The following is a 25,892-nucleotide window of genomic DNA, read 5'->3' on the forward strand; positions in this document are numbered from 1 at the left end:
AAACCCTCCCTGAATTAGCACAGGCTGCCCTAAGTTGTGGTGGTTACCCTATCCTTACTCACGGATCCCCGCTACCACGCCCCCCGTCTGAGGACCTCGATGACCGCGAACGCACGGCAACCCCTGGCCGGGGCCCTCGACGGGTTCGTGCCTTTCCCCGCCGATCGCGCCGCGGCCTATCGGGCGGCCGGCTACTGGGCGGGCCGGACTTTGGACACCATCCTGAGCGACGCCGCGCAGCGCTGGCCCGACCGGACGGCCGTGCTGGACGCGGCGGACGGCGCCGGATTGACCTATGCCCGGCTCGACGACCACGCCGGCCGCGCCGCCGCCGGGTTGCGGACGCTGGGGATCGAGCCCGGCGACCGGGTGCTGTTGCAACTGCCGAACGGCTCTCAGTTCGCGGTGGCGCTCTTCGGACTGCTGCGGGCGGGCGCCATCCCGGTGATGTGTCTGCCCGGCCACCGGGCGGCCGAACTGGGGCACTTCGCCGCCGTCAGCCAGGCCACCGCGCTGGTGATCGCCGACGCGGCAAACGGTTTCGATTACCGCCCCATGGCGCGCCAACTCGTCGCGGACCATCCGGCGCTCGAGCACGTCATCGTCGACGGCGATCCGGGCTCGTTCACCTCGTGGACGCGCCTGTGCGATCAGGCCACCGCCCCGCCCCCGGCGCCACCGGCCGACCCGGGATCGCCTGCCCTGCTTCTCGTTTCGGGCGGCACCACCGGCACGCCCAAACTTATCCCCCGCACCCACGACGACTACGTCTTCAACGCGACCGCCAGCGCGCAGGTCTGCCGACTCACCGCCGACGATGTCTGCCTGGTGCTGCTGGCGGCGGGCCACAACTTCCCGCTGGCCTGCCCCGGGCTGCTCGGTGCCATGACGGTGGGCGCCACCACCGTATTCGGCACCGACCCGAGCCCCGAGGCAGCCTTCGCCGCCATCGAACGCCACGGCGTCACGGTGACCGCTCTGGTGCCCGCCCTGGCCAAACTCTGGGCACAAGCCTGCGAGTGGGAGCCGGTGACACCTAAGTCCCTGCGGCTCTTGCAGGTTGGCGGCGCAAAACTGGAGCCCGACGACGCCCGATTGATCCGCGCCGCATTGACCCCCGGGCTGCAACAGGTGTTCGGGATGGCGGAGGGGCTGCTGAATTACACCCGCCCGGACGATCCACCCGACGTCGTCGACCACACCCAGGGGCGCCCGCTGTGCGTGGCGGACGAGTTGCGGGTGGTCGACGCGGAGGGTGAACCGGTCGCGCCGGGCGAGGAAGGCGAGCTGCTGGTGCGCGGGCCGTACACGTTCAACGGCTATTACCGCGCCGAGCGCGACAACGAGCGCTGCTTCGACCCCGACGGCTTCTTCCGCACCGGTGACCTGGTCCGGATCCGGCCCGACGGGTATGTGACCGTCACCGGACGGGTCAAGGACGTGATTTGCCGGGGCGGCGAGACCGTCTCCGCGGCGGACCTCGAGGAGCAGATGCTCAGCCACCCGGCCGTGTTCTCCGCGGCCGCGGTGCCGCTGCCCGACCCGTACCTAGGCGAAAAGATCTGCGCGGCCGTCGTTTTCAGTGGGCCCGGGGTCACGCTGGCGGAGCTGAATGCCCACCTCGACCGGCGCGGCGTGGCCGTTCACGCCCGGCCCGATGTGCTGATCACAATGGCAGCACTGCCGACCACACCGATCGGCAAGATCGACAAGAAGGCGATCGCGACCCAGGTCTCGGCGCAACGAGCGCCCGGCTGACCAGGCCCCGTCAGCTGTCCTTGGCGCGCAAGGCGTTGAGCAGCCGATCCATCACCGCGCCTGCGTCAGCCCGGGCTTGGCGCTGATCGTCTGCGCGGGCGATATAGAGCGTTGCCTCGCGCAGCGCCCCCATCACGGTCAGGGCCGTGGCCTCAACCGGCTGGGGCGGAATGCTGCCGGACTCGATCGCATCGTTCAAAAGCGCCGTCACGAATCCGATGTTGTAGCGATGCCCGATGTCGCTCCAGCGCTCCCAGCCCAGCACCGCGAGCGCCTCCAGCAGGACTATGCGCTGAACCTCGGGATCGGCGCACGCGTCCAGCCAGAGGCCCGCGCACAGCCGCATGATCTCGACGGGGTCCGTATGGCCCGCGGCCGCGACGGCCTCGACCATCCGCGCGGCCATTTCGCCCTCCACTTGCTCGAACACCGCAGCGAAAAGCTCTGTCTTGTCGGCGAAATGGTGATACAGCGCGCCGCGCGTCACGCCCGCGTCCCGCACGATGGTTTCCAGCGATGCCTCCGCGAATCCCAGCGATGCGAACAGCGGCCGGGCGGCGCTGATCAACGCGCCACGCGTGTCGGCGGCCCGCTCGGCCTGAGTCCGGCGACCATCCTGCGCCATTCGACCGTTACCTTTCCACCTCGTATGCATTGTCATACATACCGTATGCAGGTGGCGGGAGGCGCTACGGCAGGGCGCGGCGTCGTTCAGAACACCCGGAGCCGACGGACGACGTCCAGAGCCGACGGGTCTCCCTCCGCCCGGACGCCCAGGCCTTCCCAGGTGCCGCGCTGAGTGACCCACCGGACGAACGCTTGTGAATCGGAGGTGATCCGCGCGGCCACATCGGCTCCGGCGCCGAGGCGCAGGGTCCTGGCACACAGTCCCTCCAGCCCCACCTCGACCCCGACGCGTAAAGAGTTGAGCAAGTGGGTGTTCTGCTGCGGCAACGCCGCCTCGATCCAGTCGAGCGTGGGGGCAAGCCGCAGCTCGTCGACGGCGGGGGGGTCCGACTGCAGCGGTCCGTCCGGAGCGAACAGGTCGTACCGGAGGTGGATGAACGACTCGAAGACGAAGGTCTTGGGCACCACCGAGGCCGGATAGGTTCCGACATCCCCGATCGGTATCTCGATGTCTTGGCCCTCGATGGCGGCGAGCAGCTCCACTCCCCGCGCACTGACTGCCTCGTAGTCGGCCAGGACTTCTGCGGGTGTCATGCGGCGACGCGACTCGACGTAGAGGTCCGCCGCACGTTCGGCGGGCAGCCCGCCAGGGTCGGGCAGCGTCGACGGATCGACCGCCAGCCGGTAGCTACACGCCATGTGCGACACCAGATCCTGGACAGACCAGCCGGCACATGCGGTGCCCTTTTCCCACATCGAAGCGGGCAGCCCCGAGCAGACCTCCAGGACGAGTTCGCGTTCCTTCGCGATGGCATCGAGCGTGGCACTCATGACCCCAGACCTCCTAGATACATACGGTATGTATAAACATACACACCGTATGTATGAAGTCAAGGTGTCGCGAGCCCGGAAGTCTCCGATTCAACGGTGGAGCTCGGACCTACGCCCTGGCCAATCGTGCTGCCGCACTGAGGGTTCCGCTCGCGGCCAAAACCGTTGCCACCAGCCAGAACTGGCGAAGCACGCCGAAAGACGTCCGTGTCGGTAGGCGGGGGCCTGAAGCGACTACCGGCAACACCCGCCTGGCCCCTTTAGCGGTGCACCCTGGACCACGCGTCGGGCCGAATGTAAGACTTTGCGGCACAAGGGGATAGCCCGAGTAGCGGTTGACCCGCCGCTGATGTCGCTCACGCCCGGACGTTCGAGAGACGAGGAGTCAACGGCGACCGCGACCGGCCTTTTCGCATTTTGGATAGCTCGTTCGCCGATCGGACGACGGGCGAACGAACTTTCTTTGGCTGGTACTATTCCGCCGTAACCGAACCTGCGATAAAGTACACGCGGCGCCGTTCCGCGGGCCCGGGGGTGACACGAATGGCATCGCCGAGATAGCGCACGCTATCCGGGGATGGTCGGGCCGTGGCGTCGAGTAAAAGGCTTTCAGCAGTAGTTGTGAGTTAGCCGTGCGCGCGAATTGAGCGATCGGCGTTGCGGTTACCTCGCATGGCAAGACGACGGCGATCGGGCGGGGTCTTCTGCATTCTCGTGCGATTGTCACGCCCGAGGAGAATCGTTTATGAGTACTCCGTGCGACCATATGACACGACTTCCAGCGTCAACTCGCGCCGGCGTGACCCAAATCACTTTTGCGCATTTCACGCAGCTAGCGACAGGGCCACTTGCTGAGCTCGCGGTGCGCAATTCCCTCGGCGGTCGAAATCATCCGGCAACCAATGCACGGCCACGTTAAGGTCATCCGGACCGACGTCGCCTACTGACGGGAGAAAGGTCGCGCATGTTCTTGGGCACGGTTGACGACTGGACAGCCGAGGGCACCGTCGTATCGTGGTTTCCCACCGCCCGCACCTACGAGCAGGCAGCCGAAGCTCAATACCACCCGGCGGCGGTCAGTTATCAGCAGTCGCAGCATCTTCGGTATTACCGACGCCAGGTCAGCCGCGGCCGCGATATCCCGCGATTGTGCATCGGAGCCTGGGAGATTTGGGGTGTCTGCGACATCGATGCGATGACCCACGCCTTGAACAGCCATGTGCGGCGGCATGACGCCTATCACGACCGATTCGTTTTCGGCGACGGTGACGAGGTGGTTCGCTACGTTATTGCCGACCCGGATAACATCACGCTGGCACCGACGGATCTCGGGGAAATGGCCCCGCAACAGATTCGCAAACTGATTCTCGATACGCCCGATCCGCTGCAATGGGACTGCTTCAGTTTCGGAATCATCCAGGGCGAAGATCGCTTCACCATCTACATTGCCGTCGATCACCTGCGCGCCGATGGCATGTCGGCCGGTGTGATTTTCCTGGACATCCAGACGGCGTACTTCGCCGCGCTACAGAAGTCGCCGGTTGCGCCGATACCCGCGCCTAGCCACCGCGAGTACAGCGCGCGACAGCGCGCATATACCGCGGGCTTGGCTGCCGATTCGCCCGAAATGCGGTGTTGGCGGGCGTTTCTCGCAGCGAATGACGGCATGCTGCCCAGATTCCCCCTGGAACTGGGCGAGGCCTCTGCCGATACGCCGGGGGCCATCGACGTGTTCGACCTCATCGATGACGACCAGGGCCGGCGATTCGAGGCGGCGTGTCGCGCCGCGGGAGCCCGCTTCAGTGGCGGGGTGTTCGCCTGCGCCGCCCTGGCCGAGCATCGATTGACCGGCGCCCCCACCTACTTCGGGCTCACTCCCTTCGACAATCGCCGAGACCCCGCCCACGCCGCCGCGGTCGGGTGGCTGGCCAGCTTCGTACCCTTGGCGATCCCCACTGCCGGTGCATCATTCGACGAGGTGGTCAGCGCCGCCCAGGCGTCCTTCGACGCGAACACGGCCTTGGGCGCGGTGCCCTATTACCACCTGCTCGAGACGACCGACGATGGATTCGAGGTCCCGGACCGACCCGTCCCGATGTTGTCCTTCATCGACATCCGGAAGCTGCCGTTCGGTGACTACTTCGACGGTTTGCGCGCCGGCATCTGGGGAGACAACCGGCTGTCGGAGACGGTGTGCATGTGGGTCAATCGCATGCACGACGGGACACAATTGGTGGTCGCCTACCCGGGAACCGACGTCGCCCGCAAGTCCGTCCAGCGCTACGTCGAGACGTTGCGCGCCGAATTCACGCGAGTGTGCGACGCCGGGTTGTGCACCCGCGCCTGATGGATTTGCGTTCTCCCGCGCGAGGTCCCGGCACCAGCACCGGGCAGCCAAGAGGTGTTGGGGAGCCGAGATGCGAGCGAGGCGGGACTTCGGTGCCGTGGTTGGCATTGCTGGACCAGGCGGCCTTCTTGCGGCTGCGTGCCACGGGTCAGGGCAGTACGGTGCAGTGCACGTGGGTTTACGACCGCGACGTGAATGTCGACCAGTTGCGGGTCTTCCAAGCCAATCTCGCGGCCGGCCTTCTCGGACGGCGGATCGAGCGCTCGCCGCTGCCGTTCGGGCGTCACCGCTGGGTGGCCGAACGCCGCTCAGGCGATATCACGCTGGAACCGCGCCGACCCCGGTCAGAACTCGGTGCGTGGGTCGAAAATCGGGCGCAGGTGGCCGTCGATCCCGAGTTCGGCCCGACGTTTCACCTTGGCGTGCTGCCCTTTGACGGTGGCGGCGCGGCGGTCACCTTGGTGGCATCACACTGTGTGGTCGACGGGCTCGGGCTCATAACGGCGATAACCGAGGCGGTCAACGCGGAGAGTCGCAAAGACCGCTACCCCCAACCCCTTTCGCGCAACCGGCTGCGAGCCGTGTTCGAGGACCTGGCCGATGCGATCAACGCCGTGCCATCGGTCATCCGCGCGCTGATCGCGACCCTGTCGATCTTGCTCAGGTCGTCGTCCGGTCCGAGGGTTCCCCGCACGGCGCCGGGGCCCGCCCCGCACTTGCCGATCGACGACGAGCGCACGGCGCTGCCATCGGTCACGCTGCAAACCGACGCCGCGGCATGGGAAGCCCGGGCGCGTGCCCTCAACGGAAGCAGCAACACCCTTTTCGTCGCGTTCGCGGCCCGGTTGGCTCACCGGATGGGCAGGGTGCTCGCGGACGGAAACTCGGTGACGGTCGTGCTTCCGGTCAGCGATCGCGCTGCCGATGACGACCGGGCGAACGCGTTGACCTCGATCACGCTCACCGTGGACGCGGTGGCGGCGGCCCGCGACTTGAGCCCCGTGCGCGCGGATGTCAAGAGGCTGCTGACGTCGCTGCAATTGGACCCCAACGAAATGCTTGCCGGCCTGCCGCTGATTCCGTTCACGCCACGATGGCTGGTCCGGCGCGCCGAAGGTGTCGCCATGTCGGCCGGCCAACTTCCGGTCGGCTGTTCCAACCTGGGTAGCCTTGACGCCGCCGTGGGCCGCATCGACGGCGCGGACGCAGCCGAGGTCTGCATCCGGCTGGCCGAGCAAGGGGTCACCCGGCGCCGGATCGAGCAAAACCATGGGCAATTGTTCTGCAGCACCGGGACGTTCAACGGAAGCCGGTTTCTCAACGTCATCGCGTGTCAAAGCGGGACCGACAGCGCCGCGGCCGCCCGCGAGCTCGCGTGTAGCGCGCTGGCCGATCTGCAGTTGTCCGCCAGCACCGTCTACCAAGGTCCGGCCGGATGGTGAACCTGGACGTCGACGCGAATCGGCACACACACCACCGTAGGTACGCGGCGGGCGCCGCCGCGATCGCCGCGTGGGCGCTCGCCGTGATGTGGTTTGCGGTCAAGGTCGTTCCGCTCGACGTGTACTGGATGTCGTACTACGCCGCCGACTACACGCACGGGTTCGTTCGCCGCGGGCTCGCCGGTGAACTGGTTCGCCTGCTCCCCGGGCATTATTTTGAGGCCACGCTGGGTCTGCGTTGGCTGTCGACGGCGGTGTATCTGTGCGGCCTGGCAGCCGTTGCGGGCGTGATGCTCTTCGGTCGCCGTCGCTCCGAGCGCCGGCTGATGGTTGCGCTGCTGATTCCGTTGCTGCCCTTCGGTGTCCCGTTCGCCGCGTATTCGGCCCGGCCGGACCTCTTCGGCGGAGCGGCCCTCGCGCTGTTCTCCTCTGCGCTGGCGGTGGGGCGTTCCCGCGGGATCGCGATGGCATGGTGCGCGGCCTACGGGGCCGCAATCGCGGCGTTGACGCTGGTGCACGAGGCGATCGGCCTGCAGTTTGCGCTGGGAGCCGTGCTGGCGATCATCGCCTTGGGCGGTGCGCTGGACAACGGTCGGGGCCCGGGCGCCATCCTGGCGGTGGCACCGGGCGTCTGCACGACGGTTGCGGTGGCGGCATTCGGCCGGCATGACATCGCGGCGCAACTGTGTGCATCGGTCCCCCATCACGTGATGCCCAACCCGTTCGCCACGATCACGTCGCCGACCACGCTGATCCACTATGTTGTTGACGGGCGACCCCTTCCAACCGACTATCACGACTGGGTGTGCCGCAACGTGATGCCGAACTACGACAACGGAATCGGCGATGCCGTCCGCACGGTCGGCCACATCGGCATGCTCGGCCTCACGGTCTCGCTGGTATTCGGCGCCGGGGCCCTCGTGCTGACCATGTGGGGACTCAGCACCGTATCGGGCGTGCCGCTCGGCGCGTTCAGCGACGCGCTGCGGGGCCGGATGGCGTGGGTCGTCGGCGCTCTGCTGTTGATCTGTCCGGTTTTCCTGACCGGCTATGACTGGACCCGCTGGTTGACGATCGTGACGTTCGATGTCGGCGTGGTGTTCATCCTCTTCGCGGCGGGCAGGCCGGAGATCGAGCGCGAGCCCACACCAAAAGCGTTGCGTTCCTTCGTTGTTCTCGCCGTCACCCTCGCACTGATCCCCGTGGGCACGGTTCCGGGTTTCGGCGGGCCGCGAATGATGTGACCGGCCCAATCTTCGATTTTCTGACCTGTGGTGATGCCGGTCGTCGCACGGCATGTCATCTGCACTTCGTCACAATTCGTATGATTTCCTCAGACGCAGCGTTTGCCACTTCGGCGTACTCCACCGTTCGGTTCGCTCACGGTATCAATTTCAGATGCGCCTTTTCCTTTGCATGTGATCGTTGACCTCTCTGACCGGCGAACGCGTTGTGAGCACGGTTGGAGAGGCCGTCTTGGCCGCCACCCGACGTGGACGTGAAAGGTTCTGCCCCGTCGGCACTGTGAGCGGGTAGCGCCGTGTGGATCACATTCGGTGTGTGGCTTGAATGAATTGCGCGGCCCGCTCGCCGATGACGACGCAGGGTGCCATGGTGTTGGCGGTACTGATGCGGGGCATGATCGATGCGTCGGCGACGCGCAGGCCCTCGATGCCGTAGACCTTGAGGTGTCCGTCGACCACTGACATGGGGTCGCGGCCCATTTTTGCGGTGCCGGATTCGTGCCAGTAGGTGGTGACGGCGTCGCGCAGATAGGTCTCGAGTTCGGTGCTGGTCAGATCGCCGGGCATGACCTCGCGTGCGGCGAACGGTCGAAGCTCGGCGGAGTTGCCGATCTCGCGCAGTGTTTCGATGCAGGCGATGGCGGTCTTGAGGTCCTCTGGGTCCGAGAGCGCGTTGGCTTCGATGCGAAGCGGGTCGGACGGGTCGCTGCCCGACAACCGAAGCCGTCCGCGGCTGTGGGGGTGCGTGGGCGAGCCGAACAGCACCCAGCTGTTAGGCGGCAGGCCGTATTTCGCGGTGTTCTCCGGGGTGGCTTTCGGGAATGGGCCCGAACAGGCGAACAGGTCCGGTCCCTGCACATCGGCTGCCCCGGAGTCCCAGAACATCGTCGCGCCCACCTGGGCGTTGCCTTGGATGTTCTCGGGAAACTCCCACACGCAGTCGAAGCCGAAATGGTCCTGAAGGTTGCGTCCGACTCCGGGCAGGTGCTGGCGAACGGTGATGCCGACTCGACGCAATTCGTCTTCGTCACCTATGCCGGACTGCATCAGCACCTTCGGCGTGTGAATAGCACCAAGCGACAGTACGACCTCAGCGTCGGCGCCTACACGATGCACCGTGCCGCCATGGACGACCTCGACACCGGTGGCCCGATTGCCGTCGAAGATCACTCGGGTGACCAGTGCGTGCGGGAGGACGGTCAAGTTCGGCCGCTGCCGATATGGGTCGATGTAGGTGCGAAACACCGAGAGGCGTTTCCCGTCCCGCCAGCGCAGATCGGCGATGGCGGCCCCACGGGTCTCCTCCATCAGCCGCCCGTTTGGGCTCTGGTAGGTGGGAATGCCGACGGCCCTGGCCGCCTCAAGAGTCGCCGCGGCGAGCGGGTGGGCGTCGGGCGCCGGTTGTACGAACACCGGGCCGCCCCTGCCCCGGTGACTCGGCTCGCCGATGCCGTGCCAGTCCTCGATTTCCCGGTAGAGATCGAGGATTGGCCCGTATCCCCAGGCGGTCTCGCCGGACTCCGCGGCGTAGTGGTCCCAGTCGCTGCGATGTCCGCGCGCCCAGATCATTAGATTGATGCTGGATCCACCGCCGAGGACTTTGCCCATCGAAAACGGGATCGCTCGTCCGTGAAGTCGCGGGTCCTTCTCGGAGATGAATCCCCAATCGCGTTCGCTGCCAAGGTTGGACGGCCATTGGCTTGCGTCGGTCACGCTGGGGACATCGTCGCTGCCGCCGGCCTCCAAAAGTAAGACCGCGATGTCGGGGTTGTCCGCCAACCGGCCGGCGATCACCGATCCTGACGACCCAGCACCACACACGATGACGTCGTAATGCGCCTCCAACTCAGTATTCACAAACGCCTCCTGACGCGTCCGCTGAGTATGTTCACTGATACCTAGACTCACGCGCGGAAAGGCGCGGCGGTTCAATCACATTCGGAACGAATCGGAGCCACTGACCGCGCTCGCGCGCACTGCTTTCCGCGGATCGTGCCGCGGTGGCCACATCGGCCAGTCTGCCGCGGATTGGTAGGCGTGGCCGACGCGCAGCACGGTGGCCTCGGCGAAGGGCCCGCCCACTACCTGCAGGCCGATCGGTAGCCCGGTGGTGGTGAAACCACAGGGCACTGACAACGCCGGCAAGCCCGCGAGATTCGCGGGGGCGGAGAACCGGATGTACGCCTGCACCGGGTCCTCGGTGACCCCGTCGGGCCACGTCACCTCGGGCCTGCCTGCGTCCATCGCCGCGACGGGCACCGTCGGAGCGATCAGGACGTCGATGTCATCGAAGAGCTCTCGCCACTGCTGCCGGATGAGGGCTCGCTTGCGTTGCGCGTCAAGGTAATCGATGGCCAATACCGACGCTCCGGCCTCCAATGCCTGGCGCACGTCGTTGGTGTACAGATCGGCGTGCTCGCGCAGCATCTGCCGGTGATAACTGGCAGCCTCGGGCTGCAGGATGGCGAATTCGGTGGCCATCACCTCGTCGGCTAGGGGCAGCCGGACTTCGCGTAGCCGTACGCCCAGGTCCGCGAGCAGTGCGCGCGCCGCCTCGACGGCTTTGCTGACTTCGGGGTCGACACGCTCGGTGAAGAAGTTGACCGGCACGCCGACCGTCGTGCCGGAGACCCCGCCGTCCAGTGTGGCCGAGAAGTCCGGCACCGGCACGTCGGCCGAGCCGGGATCGCTCGGGTCGTATCCGGCCATCGCGTTCATCGCCAGCGCCGCGTCCTCGACCGTGCGCGTCAGCGGGCCGGCGTGGTCCAGTGACCAGGAAAACGGCGTCACGCCCGTGCGGGACACCCGGCCGTAGGTGGGTTTGAATCCCACCGTGCCGCACAGCGCCGCGGGGATGCGGATCGAGCCGGCGGTGTCGCTACCCAGCCCGACCATGCACGCCCCGACGGCAACCGCGGCCGCCGATCCGCCGCTGGACCCTCCCGCGATGCGATCGGGACGCCAGGGGTTGCGCGTCTGCGGGGTGACGACGCCGTAGGCGAACTCGTGTGAGTGGGTGCGGCCCACCACCACCGCACCTGCCTGCCGCAACTTGGCGACGACGGCGCTGTCCCGCTCCGGCATGTACCGGGCCCGCACGCGCGAGCTCGAGGTGCTGACCACGCCGGCCATGTCATAGATTTCCTTGACCCCGATCGGAATTCCGTGCAACGGTCCGCGATACCGGCCGCCCGCAATCTCGCGTTCCGCTCCCGCCGCGGCCCGGGCCGCCAGCTCCACCGTGACATTGCTGAACGCGTTGATCTCCGGCTCGACCGCCTCGATGCGCGCCAGCACCGACTCGGTCAGCTCGACCGGTGACAGCGCCTTGGCCCGCATCTCCTTTGCGGCCGCGGCCAACGTCAGTTCGAACGGCTGCATAGCTCTCAGGCCACCGCAGTCTGGAGCCCGAGCGTGGAGCGCAGCCAGCGACCCATCTCGGCGATCGCGCGGTCGACCTCCTCGACGCGGCCCGCTCCCATGATGAAGGAGTGCTGCCCCTCGTCGACTCGCCGGACGAGGATGTCGTTGCCCGCCTCCTTCGCCCGACACGCGAAGGCGACGGCGTCCGACGCGAGCAGTTCGTATTCGCCGTAGTACACCGCTGTCGGCGGCAGTCCCGACAGGTCGGCCCCGAGCAGATGCACTCGCGGATCGGTGAATTCGACGCCGGTTCCATCAAGCCAGCACGACCGGAACAGTTCCAGCAGGCCCCGCGTGAGCAGCCTGTCCCGCTCGGCGTTGGTCTCGATGGATTCACCCGACAGCGTGGCGTCGGTCCACGGCGAGATGGACAGCACGGCGCCGGGCAGCGCCTCGCCCCGATCACGCAGCCGCAGCGCGAGCTCGACCGCGAGGTAGCCGCCGATCGAGTGGCCGACACTGCCGATCTTGTCGGGCCGGTAGCCCTGGGCGAGCAGCCAGCGATAGGCGGCATCCACATCGTCGACCTGCGCCGGGTACTTGTGCTCTGGGGACCGCCGAAAGTTCAACACCAACGACCGCACGCCCGCCGCTTTCGCGATGTGCGCCGCAGCTTTTCGGTCGGAATGCATCGACATCAGCACGCTGCCGCCCATGTGCGTGTGCAGAAGCGCCGACTCGGGGTCGCTGTCGACCGGGATGCACCACAATGCCTCCACACCGCCGGCGTCCACCTCGGCGTAGGTCACGCCCTCGGGTTCCTTCGTCGCCAAGTGGATGTTCTCGGTGACGTCGCGAATCGTCTCCAGCCCGAAACCGGGAGTCGAGGATCGCCTGCCGATCTCGGCGTAGAAGTCGGCGAACTCGATCGCTTGCTGGCTTGCCACGTGTTTTCCTTCCGTCCTGCCATAGAATAACGACCACTATATAACGATCGCTATCCCATGGCTAGCCCCCGCCGCAGTCCGGACGATTCACGGTCAGCGGCGGGAACCTCGCACCCGCCCGTACCAGACGGCGACCGAACCGTCTCCCGGCCGTCGCTTCGCACCTCAGCTAGGAGAAGTACGCGTCAAACGAGCCGACATCGGTCAAATGCGCTGTGACCTCGGAAATTTGGTCGCCACGGATGGTGAGCACGTTCACCACGTCCTGGTCAAGCCGCTTGCCGTTGTGTTCACCGTTGTCGTGCAACGTGACCGCGACGGTGTCACGGCCGAAAGCGAATCCCCGCGGGGAGATGTGCAGTCCGTACTGGGCGAATGCGTCGGCCAGCCTCGTAACGTCGTCGATTCCGGTCGCCCGGCCGGACACCACGCTGGACCCGGGGATCGTCCAGACGATATCGGGGGTGGCGTGTTCGGCGATCCCGGCATGGTCGTCATGCACGATGGCGGTCGCGAACGCTCCGACGATGGCCCGCTGGCGCTGGGTGGCCGCGGCGTCATCGTCCGGCGAGGCGGTCGAATCGGCGCCCGGCACCACGCAAACCAATGCCATAGCGATACCCGTGCCCGTCAGGAATGCTTTCCAAGCACTCGCAGCCCGCATGCCGCCTCCGATTATTTGCGGCGCTTGCCGGGTGAAATGAGCCTATCCGCGGTCTGCCGCGCGGCGTCGAGCACCTCTGTCTGCGTGCCCGGGTCGGACATCGCACGCGAGATCGACACCGCGCCCACCATCAGCGCGACGACGCTCCACGCCCGGCGCTCCCGATCGGCACCGTCGAGCACCTCGGCCACCCGGCTCGCCAGCGCGGCGATCTTGTCTTCGTATGCCTTCTGCGTGGACACTCCCGCCCGCGCCACATCAGCGCTCAGGGTCGGCATCACGCATCCGTCGCCCGGGTTTTCCACGTGGTAGGCGCTGAGGTATTCCGCGACAAAGCCTTCCAGCTTCGACCTGCGCTCAGCCTTGGTGCCGGACTCCGTCTCGGAAACGAAGGGCTCACCGACGCTGGCGTCGATGATCGCCTCCAGCATCGCTTCCTTGTTGGAGAAGTTCGAATAGAACGCTCCCGAGGTCACGTCCGCCGCGGCGGCGAGCCCGTCCACCCCGATCCCGTTGAAGCCGGCCACCTTCATCGCACGCGTACCGGCACGCACCAGCGCGGCACGCGCCTTGGCTTTCTGGTCTGCCGGGTATCTCATGACAAGACCAGTTATAGCATAACTATCGCTATCGTATCCTAACTTCCGATTCGGTCCGCGATCCGGCACTGCATAACACCTGAACCGGCCGCGGACTCGGCACCTCCCAAAGCTGCCATTGACTAATGTCACCATTTGGTATTGACTTCCTCGCATGGCGGACGGTGTTCCGGTCCTCGGGTCAGTGTTGGACAGACTGCTGGGCAGGTCGAAGACCAGCCGCGGCGCGTCGGCGGTGGTGACCGGCGCGGGCAGCGGCATCGGGGCGGCCTTCGCCACCGAACTCGCCCGCCGCGGCGGAGCAGTCGTCTGCAGCGACATCGACGAGGCCGCCGCCCGACGGACGGCTGACGCGATCACCGCGCAGGGCGCTCGGGCGACCGTGATCCGTTGCGACGTCTCGAGATTCGAGGACGTCGAGGCGCTGGCCGAGCGATCCGCGGCCTGGTTTTCCGGGCCGCCCACGCTGGTGATCAACAACGCCGGCGTCGGTGCCGGCGGGGCCGCCATCGGCGATACGCCGCTGGACGATTGGGTGTGGACCCTGGGGATCAACCTCTGGGGACCCATCCACGGCTGCCACGTCTTCACCCCGATGTTGCGGGAAGCCGGTCGGTCGCACGCTCCCCGCGGCATCATCAACGTCGCCTCCGCTGCGGCGTTCGGCGCGGCCCCGGGCATGGCCGCCTACAACGTCAGTAAGGCCGGTGTCCTGTCGCTCTCCGAAACGCTGGCCGCCGAATTGGTGGGCACCGGGGTGCGCGTCACCGTGCTGTGTCCAACCTTCGTCAAGACCAACATCGTCGAGTCCGGCCGGATCAGCGAGGAATCCAGCGAGCTGGCCAACAAGTTGATGCGCTGGACCGGATTCTCGGCGGACAAGGTCGCGCGGATCTGCCTGGACGCCCACGACCGCGGCGAGTTGTATTGCATGCCGCAGCTCGACGCCAAGATCGGCTGGAGTGTCAAACGCCTGGCCCCCCAGGCCTATACGCGCGCCGCCGGCGTGGTGTCGCGCATCAACTTGCCCTGATCAGCCGACGCAAAGGAGCTCCCGGTGGCCATCGACATGGAAGCAATGCTCGCCAAGATCAAAGATCGGCAATGGGCGCTCGCCGACATCGATTGGGAAGCACCGGGTGCCGATACGATTCGGAGCGAATTCCGGCCGAAGCTCAAGGCGTTCATGGCGGACCTGTGCTGGATCGAGAACGTGGGCGCCCGAGGGTTCGCCGCACTGGCCAAGAAGGCGCCCGACGCCACGCTCGCCGAGATATACCGGTATTTTCACGCCGAGGAGCAGCGGCACGCCAACGCCGAGATGGCGCTGATGAAGCGCTGGGGAATGCTCGATGACGGCGAGGTTCCCGAGCCGAACGTCAACATCCGCCTCGCCATTCAGTGGCTCGACACCTACTCCGACGACATGCCGCTGTCCGTGCTGGGCACCGTCATACCGATGCTGGAGGTCGCCCTCGACGGCGCGCTGCTGAAGTTCTTGCTCGATACCGTCGAAGACCCGGTGTGCCATCAGGTCTTCGAAAAGATCAACAATGACGAATCGCGCCACATCGCCGTCGATTTCGCGGTGCTCGACATGATCGGCCACGCGCGGGCGCGCAAACTGGCCATCGAGTTCGTCGGCACCATCGCGTCGCCGGGCGTGATCGTCGGCACCCTCATGTACATCCCGTTGCTGAATCGGGTCCGCAACGAGATGGCCGGGATGGGCATGGAGCCCGAGCGCCTGTACAACGCGGTCAAACGCTTCAAGCAGCTCGGCGAGCGGGGTGAGCGCACCTCGCGGGTGCCGGCATACCAACTGCTCAAGCGGCACGCCGCGATGGTCGTCAACCCCGCTCACCCGTACCACCTGCTGGCCAACTCGATGGTGTGGTTGTCCGACCGCTATCCCAGACCCCTGCTCAAACCCGTTCCCAGCTGGTTCAAGGAACTCACCTACCGGCCGGCGGCGTGACCGTGGCTGACGACCGCGTCCACGCGGCGCTCATCATCGGAGCCGGCTTCACCGGACTGGGCGCGGCGATCCGCCTGGCCGATGCCGGGGTCGACGACATCGTGATCCTCGAACGCGGCGACCGGGTCGGTGGGACCTGGCGTGACACCACGTATCCCGGCGCGAGCTGTGACGTCCCCTCGTTGCTGTATTCGTACTCGTTCGTCAAGAATCCCCGCTGGTCGCGGACGTACTCCCCCGCCCCGGAGATCCGCCGCCATCTCGAAGACATGGCCACCAGATTCGACATCCGCCGCCACATCCGATTCGGTCAGGAGGTCAGCGGTTTGGCCTTCGATGAGAACAGCGGCGTGTGGACCGCAACCACCAAACGTCGCAAGCGCTTTCGAGCGCGCACCGTCGTGTTGGCTTCGGGACCGCTGTCGGACGTCAGCTTCCCCGACATTCGCGGTCTGGACAGCTACCGCGGTCACAAGATTCACAGCGCGCGTTGGGATCACGACTACGACTTCACCGGCAAGCGGGTCGCCGTCATCGGCACCGGCGCGAGCGCCATTCAGATCGTCCCCGAGCTGGTGAAGCGGGCCGGGTTCGTCAAGGTGTTCCAACGCACGCCGTGCTGGGTGTTGCCCCGCTTGGACGTCGCCACCCCGCCCGCCGTGCAAGCCTTGTTCACCAAAGTGCCTGCTACGCAGCAGCTTGCGCGGCAGGCGTTGTTCTGGGGCCACGAGGCCAGCGCAACGGCTCTGGTGTGGGACACGCCGCTGACCTCATTGGCCGCCCGGCTGGGCCGGGCACACCTGCGCGCTCAGGTGAAGGACCCGTGGCTGCGGCGTCAGCTGACGCCGGACTTCCGCCCGGGCTGCAAGCGCATGCTGGTTTCCAGCGACTATTACCCCGCGCTGCAACGCGACAACTGCAAGCTCATCGACTGGCCGATCGCCACCCTGAGCCCCGCGGGCATCCGCACCAGCGACGGCGTCGAACACCACCTCGACTGCATCGTGTTCGCCACCGGCTACGACGTGCACCTGACGGGACCGCCGTTTGCGGTCACCGGGCTCGGCGGCCGCTCGCTGGGCGCCGAATGGGCCGATGGCGCACGGGCTTACAAGAGCATCAATGTGCACGGATACCCGAACCTGTTCGTGATGACCGGACCCAACTCGGGGCCGGGTCACAACTCGCTGCTGGTGTATATCGAGGGTCAGCTGGAGTATGCGGTACGCGGCATCACCGCCATTCTCGACAACGACCTGCGGTATCTCGATGTGCGCGAAGAGGTTCAGCGCCGCCACAACGACAGCCTCCAGCGCCGCCTCACGAAGACGACGTGGATGTCGGGTTGCCGCAGCTGGTACCTGACCAAGGACGGATACAACGGGTCGATGTACCCCGGCTTCGCGACGCAGTATCTTCGCCAGATGAGGGATTTCCGCTACGGGGACTACCAAGCGGTGGCGCGCAACGCCCGGGCGCTTGCGACCGCGTCGGGTTGACGCATGGCACCCGACCGCTCCTCGAGACCCGAGCCCGGCACGATCGCCAGCGTGCTGCACAACGTGCGGCGTGCGCCCAAGCGCGTCCGGCGCCAGTCGCGGGAGTACCGGCAATTGATCGAGACGGCGGTCTCGCAACTGTTCGACGCGGCCGTCCGTCACCCGCAGGGCATCGCCACATCCGGTGAGTACCGGATCGAGGACCTGGCCCGGCTGGCCGGCACGACCACCCGCAACATCCGGGTCTACCGTGACCGCGGGCTGCTTCCGCCGCCGTTGCGCGTCGGCCGCATTGCGCTGTTCAACGACACCCACCTCACCCGCCTGCGGCTGATCACCTCGATGCTCGACCGCGGGTACAACATCGCGCACGTGCGCGAGATGCTCAGCGCCTGGGAAGAAGGCAAGAACCTGGGCGACGTGCTGGGCCTGGAGACGGCCATCGTGGGCTCCTGGACCACGGAGAAGCCGGAGACCATGCCGCTGCTCGACGCGCAGCGGCTCGTCGACGACCCGGAGGCGTTCGATCGCCTGGTGGCGCTGCAGGTCATCCGGGTCGACGGCCCGCGCGCCACTGTCACCCGGCCCAAACTGATCGAGGCGTTCAACGAAATCCGGGGCTACGGCGTGGAATTGGAGAAGCTCGTGGACCTACACGAGCAGATCGTCCCCGAGATCGACAAGATCAGCGACATGCTGGTGCGTGCCGGGGCGGAGCATGTGCTGGACCGCATCAGGCCGGGTGAGCCCCTGCCGGCGGATGCCGAGATCGCCGAGTTGATCACCATGCTGGTGCGCTTCCGGACTCAGGCCGTGGCAACGGTCACGGCGACGCTTGCGTCGTCGATCGAATCGAACATCGAGTCACTGGTGAGCCGGATACTCGCCGACTATCTGGAGTCCAACGCGACTGCCGAATGGGCTTGAGCTACGCGATGAGGCGTGGCTGCTGCGCGGGTCGTTCCGCGTTGGGAGCGACCTGGCTTACGGGGTGCCTCGCTTTTTTACGAATGGCAAGGCCGTAGATGATGCCCAACTGGGGTGTGGACACAGCGGCCAGTTTGCCAAGGAACAGAAACCAATCTTCCTTGAAGCGGTCGATACGTGCGCTAAGCATGGGAATTCCTGATCTTCACGATATGAGGGGGACTCAGGAATTCCCGGTGCAGACCGGGTTCAAACTCCCAGATTTGCCGGCCGCGGGAGTTCGGCCCTATCGATGACGTGCTCTACGGTGGCCGCCGCCCCGATCTCCTGGACCGACGCATGGTCAGTGGCCGCTCAAGGTCAGCGTGCCCTCCGTTTGCAGCACCTTGCTGGCCGTGATCCGTTCGGTCTTGCGGGCCTCGCGCTCGAGATAGCGCTGCTTGGACTCGTCGAACTTGTCGGAGGCCTGCTCGAGCTCCTTGACCAACACGGCGAGATCGTCGCGCATCCGCGCGGCGTCGCCGGTGAAGTCCTCGCGTTCGAAGATGCGCCACTTCCTGAGCACGGGCATCACCACCTCGTCGAGGTGGATGCGCGGGTCGTAGACGCCGCCGACTGCGATGATCACCGCCTTGCGCCGGAATTCCGGCACCGTGAATCCGGGCATCTTGAAGTTGCGCAGGATCTTGTGCACCGACTTCATCGCCTGGTTTGGCGCGATGTCCAGACCCGCCGCGCTGACGTCGCGGTAGAAGATCATGTGCAGGTTCTCGTCGTGCGATACGCGGGCCATCAGCTGCTCGGCGATGGGTTCGTGCGAGGCCTTACCGGTGTTGCGGTGGGAGACGCGCGTGGCCAGCTCCTGAAACGAGACGTACATGACCGAGTCGAACAGACTCTCGGCAAACATGTCACCCTGCTGATTCTGCCCCGGGCTGAAGCCCCTGGTCATTTGCTCGAGCCGTAGCTGCTCCAGCGCCACCGGGTCTACGGCGCGGGTGACCACCAGGTAGTCGCGCAGCGCCGTGCTGTGCCGGGCCTCCTCGGCCGTCCACCTGTTGACCCACTGCCCCCAGGGGCCGTCCATGCTGAAGTTCATCGCGATCTCGCGGTGATAGGACGGCAAATTGTCCTCGGTCAGGAGGTTTTGCACCATCGCCACCTGCGCGACGTCGGGAAGCCGGCTCTGTCCGGGCTCCCAGTCCTGACCGTCCAGCGCGTAGAAGTTCTTGCCGTCCGACCATGGCACGTAGTCGTGGGGATTCCACTCCTTGAACATCGAAAGGTGGCGGTTGAGCAGGCCTTCGACCACAGGCTCGAGCTCGTGAAGTAGCTGCAGGTTAGTCAGGTCCTTGGACACGAAGCCCTCCAGTTATGTGTGCCGTCAAGTAACGCGCAATGTATCTGTGTCATTCGGTTACATAAAGATGACACGCGGGAAACTCGACCAACTAGGGCCAAAGGTCCCTACACGGCAGGGACGCCGCTCACACGGGGGGCCGAACAACGGGTGCTACTGCCGCGCAACCAGATAGGGCGCGAGGGTGGACAGCTTTTCGCAGGTCTCTTCGAATTCGCGCTCGGGAGTGGACTCTTCGATGATGCCCGCCCCCGCGCGCAACCATGTCTTGCCGTCGCGCTCGTACGCCGCTCGCAGCGTCAGCGCCGCGTCCAGGCCGCCGTCGGCCGAAAACATCACGACCGCTCCCGAATACAAGCCGCGCGGGGCCTCGTCGAGGCGCAGGATCGCCTCGACGCCGCCCGCCTTCGGGATGCCCGATGCGGTGACCGCGGGGAAAAGCGCTTCCAGCGCGTCCATCCGGTCATTCGGCGGACCCAGCCGTCCGCTGACCGTGGAGCCGAGGTGCTGGACGCTGCCGCGCTCGCGGACCGTCATGAAGTCCGTGACCACCGCGCTGCCGGGCTCGGCGATCTCGGTCATCTCCTGCAGCGAGCTGCGGACCGAGATCGCGTGCTCCACAATCTCTTTGGAGTTGGATTCCAGGTCGTCGCGGGCCTGCCGGTCGCGCGTCACACCGCGCCCCAGCGCGCGGGTGCCGGCCAGCGGCTCGGTCACCACGATGCCGTCATCACGGACTGCCGCGACAAGTTCGGGGCTGTAACCGACAGCGCGAATTCCGCCCAGCCGCAACAAGAACGACCGGACCGGCGTGTTGTGGCGACGACCGAGCCGGTAAGTGGACGGGAAGTCCAGGGGGAAGGGCACTTCCAGCGAGCGGGACAGGATCACCTTGTGGTAGCGGCCATCCGCGATCTCGCCGACGGCCGATGCCACCCGGTCGCGATAGTTGGACGGATCGGCGATGACGTCGACGGGGCGCGCCTGTCGCACCTCGGGCAGGCCGTCGCCCAACAAGCCGAGGATCGTGTCGCGATGCGCCTCGGTCGCGCCCCACAACTGGATCTGTTCGCGCGTCACCACGATGCGAGTGCGCGGCCAGAACACCCGGGCCAGCGGGGTTCTCGGTGCCAACCGTTGCTGCAGCCCGTACCGGTAGACGCCGAACTCGAAGGCGATCCAACCGAAGAGCTGATCGGTCTCCAGCAACAGTCTGTCGATGGCTTCGCCCAGGACCGGTCCGGGCCGCCCCGACCACTGTTGGCGCCGAGTCACTCCGTCCCGGATAACCCGCATCTCGTCGCTGTCGAGCTCGATCATCGCGCGCACACCGTTGGCCAGCACCCATTGACCGCCGTGCTCGTAGACCAGGTACTCCTCGCCGGCGTGTTCCGGCAACCGCGTGGCCAGCTCGGCGACCAGGTCGGCCGGGTGGACGTGCGCGGGAAGCGGAATCGACGATGACGTGGAGCCGGCGGAGCTCGTCTGAACGCTGACCTCGGTCACGGTTAGTAAATGTAGCCTAACCTATCTAAAAACACGCAACCTATCCCCGCGGCAGCCCGGCACATGCTGCCCGCCCCGCCGAAACCGCGGTGGAGTGAAGGCGCCGGCCCGTCCCGCTCGTGCCGCACATCGAAGCCACATCGCCCGGATCGCCGCAGGTGGACGGCGCCCCGACGCCGCCCGAGCGGGGCCGGCGACCGGGCGGGACCGCGGGACCTCTCCTAGACTCTGGGGCGAGACCGTGCGAACCCGCCGGCCGGCCGATTTAATTGAGTGCGGCGGTCCGGCAGGCCAGCGGCGTGAGTGAAGGAGTAGCGGTGAACTCCGGGGAGGACGTCGTGCGTGATCCGAGAGCGACCCCATGTTCGTGATCCGGCTGGCCAACGGCGAAGAGATCCAGGGCAGCGAGAGCGACGGGCTCGAAATCAATCAACAGACCGGTGTGCTCACGGTCTCCCGGGTCGACGGCTTAGAGGAAATCACCACCTATTACTCGCCAATGGCATGGCTGTCGGTGACGCACCGCAAGAAGGGCACGGGGGTCATGCCTTCCGCCGTTTCGTCGGCCCGTTGATTTCTGTGCGAACCACACAGCAAATACACAGCACATTCCCACCAAATGCACGCCTGCCGCGCCAGCGCCGCGCGGCGAAAAGGCCACCCGCAGCAAGCCTCTGACCAGCCGTTTTGCTGGACGTCGGCGCGCCGGCGTTGATTCGACACGCCTGTACTTCATGCTTTGCATTCGAGTGGCGGTTTGACATCGCCGGGGATAGGTTTTGCACGGTCGTCGGGATGTTCGTGGTGGCTCCGCTTGCGGACGGTGCTTTCCCTGATCACCGCACTCATCGAGGGAGGCATCGAATGCTGCAAGAGTTTTGGCAGAACTTCACCCACAACCTGTTCAAGCCGCTCCTGCTGTTCTTCTACTTTGGCTTTCTCATTCCGATCCTCAAGGTGCGCTTCGAATTCCCCTACGTCATCTATCAGGGCTTGACCATGTACCTGCTGCTGGCCATCGGCTGGCACGGGGGTGAAGAGCTCGCCAAGATCAGCGCGGGCAGCATCGGGATGATCGTGGGCTTCATGGTGTTGGGCTTCGTGCTGAACTTCGTGATCGGCGGCATCGCCTACCTGTTGCTGAATTGGCTCACCTCCCTTCGGCGAGTCGACCGAGCCACCGTCGCCGGCTATTACGGGTCAGACTCGGCGGGCACGTTCGCCACCTGCGTCGCGGTGCTGACGGCCGTCGGCATGGCATTCAACGCATACATGCCGGTCATGTTGGCGGTCATGGAGATTCCCGGCTGTCTGGTGGCCCTGTACCTGGTGGCGCGGCTGCGTCACCGCGGGATGGACGCGGCGGGGAACATGGTCGACGAGCCGGGCTACACGGCGCCGGTAAGGGTTTCGGTCGGACCCGGCACCGCGGCCAAGCCGCCACACGGCCAAAGCCTCGAGGCCGAGCACGAGCGCGGCATCGAAGAGGAACTCGAGTTCTCCCTGGAGAAGCTCGACCATCCGGACTGGGAGCCGGACCAGAGTCCGCCCCGCCCGACGGGCAGGCGCGTCCCGATCTTCTCGCGGGAGCTGTTCCAGGAGGTGTTCCTCAACCCTGGGCTGGTCCTGCTCATGGGGGGCATCATCATCGGCCTGGTCAGTGGCCTGCAGGGACAGAAGGTGGTCGCCGACGACGACAAATTCTTCGTCATGGCGTTCCAGGGCGTGCTGTGTCTGTTTTTGCTCGAGATGGGCATGACGGCCTCCCGGAAGTTGAAGGACCTGCGTACCGCCGGCCTCGGATTCATCTTCTTCGGCCTGTTGGCGCCGAATATCTTTGCCCCGCTTGGCATTCTGGTCGCCCACATCTACTCGTCGCTCACCCACGCCGATTTCAAGCCGGGCACCTACGTACTTTTCGCCGTGCTCTGTGGCGCGGCGTCCTACATCGCCGTCCCCGCGGTCCAGCGACTCGCGATCCCGGAGGCCAGCCCCACCCTGCCGCTTGCCGCATCGCTCGGTTTGACGTTCTCCTACAACGTCACCATCGGGATTCCGCTGTACATCGAGGTCAACCGGCTGATCGCCCACTGGTTCTAGTTTCGCCAACCAGGCGGTCGCCGGAACCGGCGAATCACGATGGGCGACAGTTCCTTTGATGGGCCGCGCCCGGGCCCCGATCGGCCGGTTGTTAATTATTCGTAAAGGCGGGTTGCGTCGACTCGCTCAAGCCCGCGGGTTTCCACTAAGTTCGGGGGCGCCGCGAGTCGCTTGCTGCCACCCGCTCGGCGGAACTGTGTCGCCAGGAGGCGCCCATGCTTTACGAGATGTGGCAGAACTTTATCCACAATCTGTTCAAGCCGCTCCTGCTGTTCTTCTACTTCGGATTCCTCATCCCGATCCTGAAGGTGCGGTTCGAATTTCCGTACGTGATCTACCAGGGTCTGACGATGTACCTGCTGGTAGCCATCGGCTGGCAGGGCGGCGAAGAACTGGCCAAAGTGAAGCCCGCCGACATCGACAACATCGCCGGATTCGTCGCACTGGGCTTGGTGTTGAACTTCCTGGTCGGTGTGCTCACCTACATCCTGCTGAGGTACCTGACGCGGCTGCGACGCGTCGACAGGGCGACGGTCGCCGGGTACTACGGGTCCGACTCGGCGGGCGCCTTCGCCACCTGCGTGGCGGTTCTGACCAGCGTGAAGATCGCCTTCGACGCCTACATGCCGGTTCTGCTGGCGTTCATGGAGATCCCCGGCTGCCTGGTGGCCCTGTACCTGGTGGCCCGGCTACGCCACCGGGGGATGGACGAAGCCGGGTACATGCCGGACGAGCAGGGCTACACGGCCCCCGCAAGGGTCGGTCCCGGCGCGGCCGCCCAGGCCGAGGGCGTTGACGACCGGGTCGAGCGCGGCATCGAAGAGGAGCTGGAGTTCTCCCTGGAAAAGCAGGAGCATCCCGGCTGGTACGCGAACCCCCGTGAAAAGGCGCCGCTGTTTTCGCGCGCGATATTGCAGGAAGTGTTCCTCAACCCCGGGCTCATCCTGCTCGTCGGCGGCATCGCCATCGGCTTCGTCAGCGCGCTGCAGGGCCAGAAGGTTGTGCACGACCAAAACGAGCTTTTCGTCGCCGCGTTTCAGGGCGTGCTCTGCCTGTTCCTGCTCGAGATGGGCATGACGGCGTCCCGCAAGCTCCGGGATCTGAAGTTGGCAGGCAGCGGGTTCATCGCCTTCGGCTTGTTGGCGCCCAACCTGTTTGCGACGCTCGGGATCGTGGCCGCCTACGCCTACGCCAACCTGACCGACACGCATTTTCAGCCGGGCACCTACGTCCTGTTCGCGGTGCTGTGCAGTGCGGCGTCTTACATCACCCTGCCCGCGGTGCAGCGGCTGGGAATCCCAGAGGCCAGCCCGACCCTGCCGCTGGCGGCCGCGCTGGGTCTGACCTTCTCCTACACCGTCACCATCGGGATCCCGCTGTACATCGAGATCAATCGCGCAGTCGCGCATTGGTTCCCAAGCAGCTGAGGACTACCCCAACACGGTGCGCACCACCGCGTCGGCCAGCAGCCGGCCGCGCGGCGTGAGGATAAACCGATCGGCGTCGGACACCAGCAATCCGTCGGCGACCGCGCGTTCGGCGCGCTCCCCTTCGGCTGAGCTCAGCACGTCACGCGGGAGTCCCTGTCGCAGACGGGTTTTCAGCAGCACGTCTTCGGTGTGCAGTGCGTCGGAGTCGAGCCGCTCGAACCCCCCCACCGGCAATTCGCCGGCGGCCAGCCTTTCCGCGTAGGCGTTCGGGTGCTTGACATTCCACCACCGCGTGGTGCCGACGTAGCCATGGGCCCCCGGTCCGGCGCCCCACCACTGGCCACCGTCCCAGTAGCCGAGGTTGTGTCGGCACTCGCCGCCGGGCCGCGCCCAATTGGACACCTCGTACCACGTCATTCCGGCTTCGGAGAGCCGGGCGTCGACCAGCTCATAGCGGTGCGCCAGCACGTCGTCGTCGGGAGCTGCGAGCTCGCCGCGGCGGACCCGCCGGGCCAGCGCGGTGCCTTCCTCGACGACCAGGGCGTAGGCGGACACATGATCGACGCCGGTGTCGATCGCCGTGTCGACCGAGTGCAGCAGATCGTCGTCCGATTCCCCCGGCGTTCCATAGATCAGGTCGAGGCTGACGTGCTCGAAGCCGGCGTCCAGCGCTTCGCGGGCGGCCGCCGCCGACCGGTTCGGCGTGTGGATGCGGTCCAGAACCCCCAGCACCCGCGGTGACACCGACTGCATGCCGAGCGACACCCGCGTGTAGCCCGCCGCGCGGATGGCGTCGAAGAAGTCCGGCCAGGCCGACTCCGGGTTGGCCTCGGTGGTGATCTCGGCGTCGGCCGCCAGCGCGAAATGCTCGCGGACCATGTCCAGCACCGACGCCACGCGCGCGCCACCCAGCAATGACGGCGTCCCTCCCCCGACGAACACGGTGTCCACGGTCGGCCCGGAAAGCCGCTCGGCCGCCAGCTTCAATTCCGTCCGCAGCGCCGCCAGCCAGGCGTCGGGGTTCACGCCACCCAACTCGGCCGGGGTGTAGGTGTTGAAATCGCAGTAGCCGCAACGGGTTATGCAGAACGGGACGTGGATGTAGATCCCGAACGGCCGCCCGGGTACGGGCTGCAGGTCGGGCAGCTCGACGGCTTCCTCGCGAAGTGCCATGCCAAATCATCCCACGGTGCGCGGCACCCGGCCGCGGCCCGCAACCGGGTCACCGCTGCGGGCGGTCGGCCCGTTTTCTTGGGTTTTCTTACCCGCG

21 protein-coding genes are annotated in these 25,892 nt (G+C 66.3%); 11 read left to right on the plus strand and 10 right to left on the minus strand.

Features of this window, described 5'->3' with window-relative positions; all coding sequences use genetic code 11:
- The first annotated feature begins 99 nt into the window (after positions 1–99).
- A complete protein-coding gene (locus A5681_RS25890) occupies positions 100–1,758 on the plus strand; it encodes a (2,3-dihydroxybenzoyl)adenylate synthase (RefSeq protein ID WP_067282876.1) in 1,659 nt (552 codons plus the stop codon).
- 10 nt (positions 1,759–1,768) lie between these two features.
- On the opposite strand, the gene A5681_RS25895 is transcribed toward A5681_RS25890, so the two are convergent.
- Together A5681_RS25895 and A5681_RS25900 are read right to left on the minus strand one after the other, a co-directional pair.
- Complete coding sequence (locus tag A5681_RS25895; RefSeq protein ID WP_067282879.1) at positions 1,769–2,383, minus strand: TetR/AcrR family transcriptional regulator; 615 nt, start codon at positions 2,381–2,383, stop codon at positions 1,769–1,771.
- An 86-nt stretch (positions 2,384–2,469) separates the two neighbouring features.
- Entirely contained in the window at positions 2,470–3,216 is a 747-nt protein-coding gene (locus A5681_RS25900; RefSeq protein WP_082968548.1) for a maleylpyruvate isomerase family mycothiol-dependent enzyme, read from the minus strand.
- A 964-nt stretch (positions 3,217–4,180) separates the two neighbouring features.
- On the opposite strand from A5681_RS25900, the gene A5681_RS25905 reads away from it, so the two are divergent.
- The 3 genes from A5681_RS25905 to A5681_RS25915 all read left to right on the plus strand — a co-directional run bounded on the left by A5681_RS25905 (position 4,181) and on the right by A5681_RS25915 (position 8,249).
- Positions 4,181–5,563 carry a condensation domain-containing protein gene (locus A5681_RS25905; RefSeq protein WP_067282884.1) on the plus strand — a complete coding sequence of 461 codons (1,383 nt, stop codon included), beginning with the start codon at positions 4,181–4,183 and terminating at the stop codon, positions 5,561–5,563.
- Between the two features lie 92 nt (positions 5,564–5,655).
- The gene (locus A5681_RS25910) at positions 5,656–7,005 is read left to right on the plus strand and encodes a hypothetical protein (protein ID WP_156738169.1); all 1,350 of its coding nucleotides are present in this window, start codon (positions 5,656–5,658) and stop codon (positions 7,003–7,005) included.
- On the plus strand, positions 6,999–8,249 hold the full coding sequence (locus tag A5681_RS25915) for a hypothetical protein (protein ID WP_067282888.1): 1,251 nt from the start codon (positions 6,999–7,001) through the stop codon (positions 8,247–8,249). The genes A5681_RS25910 and A5681_RS25915 overlap by 7 nt, the downstream gene beginning before the upstream one ends.
- 303 nt (positions 8,250–8,552) lie before the next feature.
- On the opposite strand, the gene A5681_RS25920 is transcribed toward A5681_RS25915, so the two are convergent.
- The 5 genes from A5681_RS25920 to A5681_RS25940 all read right to left on the minus strand — a co-directional run bounded on the left by A5681_RS25920 (position 8,553) and on the right by A5681_RS25940 (position 13,822).
- The gene (locus A5681_RS25920; RefSeq protein WP_082968549.1) at positions 8,553–10,106 is read right to left on the minus strand and encodes a GMC family oxidoreductase; all 1,554 of its coding nucleotides are present in this window, start codon (positions 10,104–10,106) and stop codon (positions 8,553–8,555) included.
- Between the two features lie 75 nt (positions 10,107–10,181).
- Entirely contained in the window at positions 10,182–11,630 is a 1,449-nt protein-coding gene (locus tag A5681_RS25925; protein ID WP_067282891.1) for an amidase, read from the minus strand.
- Positions 11,631–11,635: 5 nt separating this feature from the next.
- The gene (locus A5681_RS25930) at positions 11,636–12,559 is read right to left on the minus strand and encodes an alpha/beta hydrolase fold domain-containing protein (protein WP_067282894.1); all 924 of its coding nucleotides are present in this window, start codon (positions 12,557–12,559) and stop codon (positions 11,636–11,638) included.
- A 169-nt stretch (positions 12,560–12,728) separates the two neighbouring features.
- A complete protein-coding gene (locus A5681_RS25935) occupies positions 12,729–13,172 on the minus strand; it encodes a nuclear transport factor 2 family protein (protein WP_067282898.1) in 444 nt (147 codons plus the stop codon).
- A 62-nt stretch (positions 13,173–13,234) separates the two neighbouring features.
- Complete coding sequence (locus A5681_RS25940) at positions 13,235–13,822, minus strand: TetR/AcrR family transcriptional regulator (protein ID WP_067282901.1); 588 nt, start codon at positions 13,820–13,822, stop codon at positions 13,235–13,237.
- A gap of 184 nt (positions 13,823–14,006) precedes the next feature.
- Between A5681_RS25940 and A5681_RS25945 the strand changes: the two genes are divergently transcribed.
- Genes A5681_RS25945 through A5681_RS25960 form a run of 4 tightly spaced genes read left to right on the plus strand, consistent with a single transcriptional unit; the run spans position 14,007 to position 18,226 of the window.
- Positions 14,007–14,855 carry an SDR family NAD(P)-dependent oxidoreductase gene (locus A5681_RS25945; protein WP_197498732.1) on the plus strand — a complete coding sequence of 283 codons (849 nt, stop codon included), beginning with the start codon at positions 14,007–14,009 and terminating at the stop codon, positions 14,853–14,855.
- Positions 14,856–14,879: 24 nt separating this feature from the next.
- Positions 14,880–15,800, plus strand: a complete 921-nt coding sequence (locus A5681_RS25950; RefSeq protein ID WP_067282907.1) for a reductase — start codon at positions 14,880–14,882, stop codon at positions 15,798–15,800.
- 2 nt (positions 15,801–15,802) lie between these two features.
- Positions 15,803–17,299, plus strand: a complete 1,497-nt coding sequence (locus A5681_RS25955; RefSeq protein ID WP_419866360.1) for a flavin-containing monooxygenase — start codon at positions 15,803–15,805, stop codon at positions 17,297–17,299.
- Positions 17,300–17,302: 3 nt separating this feature from the next.
- Complete coding sequence (locus tag A5681_RS25960) at positions 17,303–18,226, plus strand: MerR family transcriptional regulator (protein ID WP_067282914.1); 924 nt, start codon at positions 17,303–17,305, stop codon at positions 18,224–18,226.
- Between the two features lie 343 nt (positions 18,227–18,569).
- Here A5681_RS25960 and A5681_RS25970 read toward each other — a convergent pair whose 3' ends face one another.
- Positions 18,570–19,586 carry an acyl-ACP desaturase gene (locus tag A5681_RS25970; protein ID WP_067282921.1) on the minus strand — a complete coding sequence of 339 codons (1,017 nt, stop codon included), beginning with the start codon at positions 19,584–19,586 and terminating at the stop codon, positions 18,570–18,572.
- A gap of 153 nt (positions 19,587–19,739) precedes the next feature.
- Positions 19,740–21,092 carry a salicylate synthase gene (locus A5681_RS25975; RefSeq protein ID WP_067282925.1) on the minus strand — a complete coding sequence of 451 codons (1,353 nt, stop codon included), beginning with the start codon at positions 21,090–21,092 and terminating at the stop codon, positions 19,740–19,742.
- A 361-nt stretch (positions 21,093–21,453) separates the two neighbouring features.
- On the opposite strand from A5681_RS25975, the gene A5681_RS25980 reads away from it, so the two are divergent.
- From A5681_RS25980 to A5681_RS25990, 3 genes are all read left to right on the plus strand, one after another.
- Positions 21,454–21,666, plus strand: coding sequence for a hypothetical protein (locus A5681_RS25980; protein ID WP_067282928.1), 213 nt, complete (start codon positions 21,454–21,456; stop codon positions 21,664–21,666).
- Between the two features lie 290 nt (positions 21,667–21,956).
- The gene (locus A5681_RS25985) at positions 21,957–23,192 is read left to right on the plus strand and encodes a sodium-dependent bicarbonate transport family permease (protein WP_067282932.1); all 1,236 of its coding nucleotides are present in this window, start codon (positions 21,957–21,959) and stop codon (positions 23,190–23,192) included.
- Positions 23,193–23,407: 215 nt separating this feature from the next.
- On the plus strand, positions 23,408–24,619 hold the full coding sequence (locus A5681_RS25990) for a sodium-dependent bicarbonate transport family permease (RefSeq protein WP_067282935.1): 1,212 nt from the start codon (positions 23,408–23,410) through the stop codon (positions 24,617–24,619).
- A gap of 3 nt (positions 24,620–24,622) precedes the next feature.
- On the opposite strand, the gene hemW is transcribed toward A5681_RS25990, so the two are convergent.
- Positions 24,623–25,795 carry a radical SAM family heme chaperone HemW gene (gene hemW / locus A5681_RS25995; protein WP_067282939.1) on the minus strand — a complete coding sequence of 391 codons (1,173 nt, stop codon included), beginning with the start codon at positions 25,793–25,795 and terminating at the stop codon, positions 24,623–24,625.
- Positions 25,796–25,892: the final 97 nt, after the last annotated feature.

Source organism: Mycobacterium scrofulaceum (genome assembly GCF_001667885.1).
Lineage (GTDB): Bacteria > Actinomycetota > Actinomycetes > Mycobacteriales > Mycobacteriaceae > Mycobacterium > Mycobacterium scrofulaceum_C.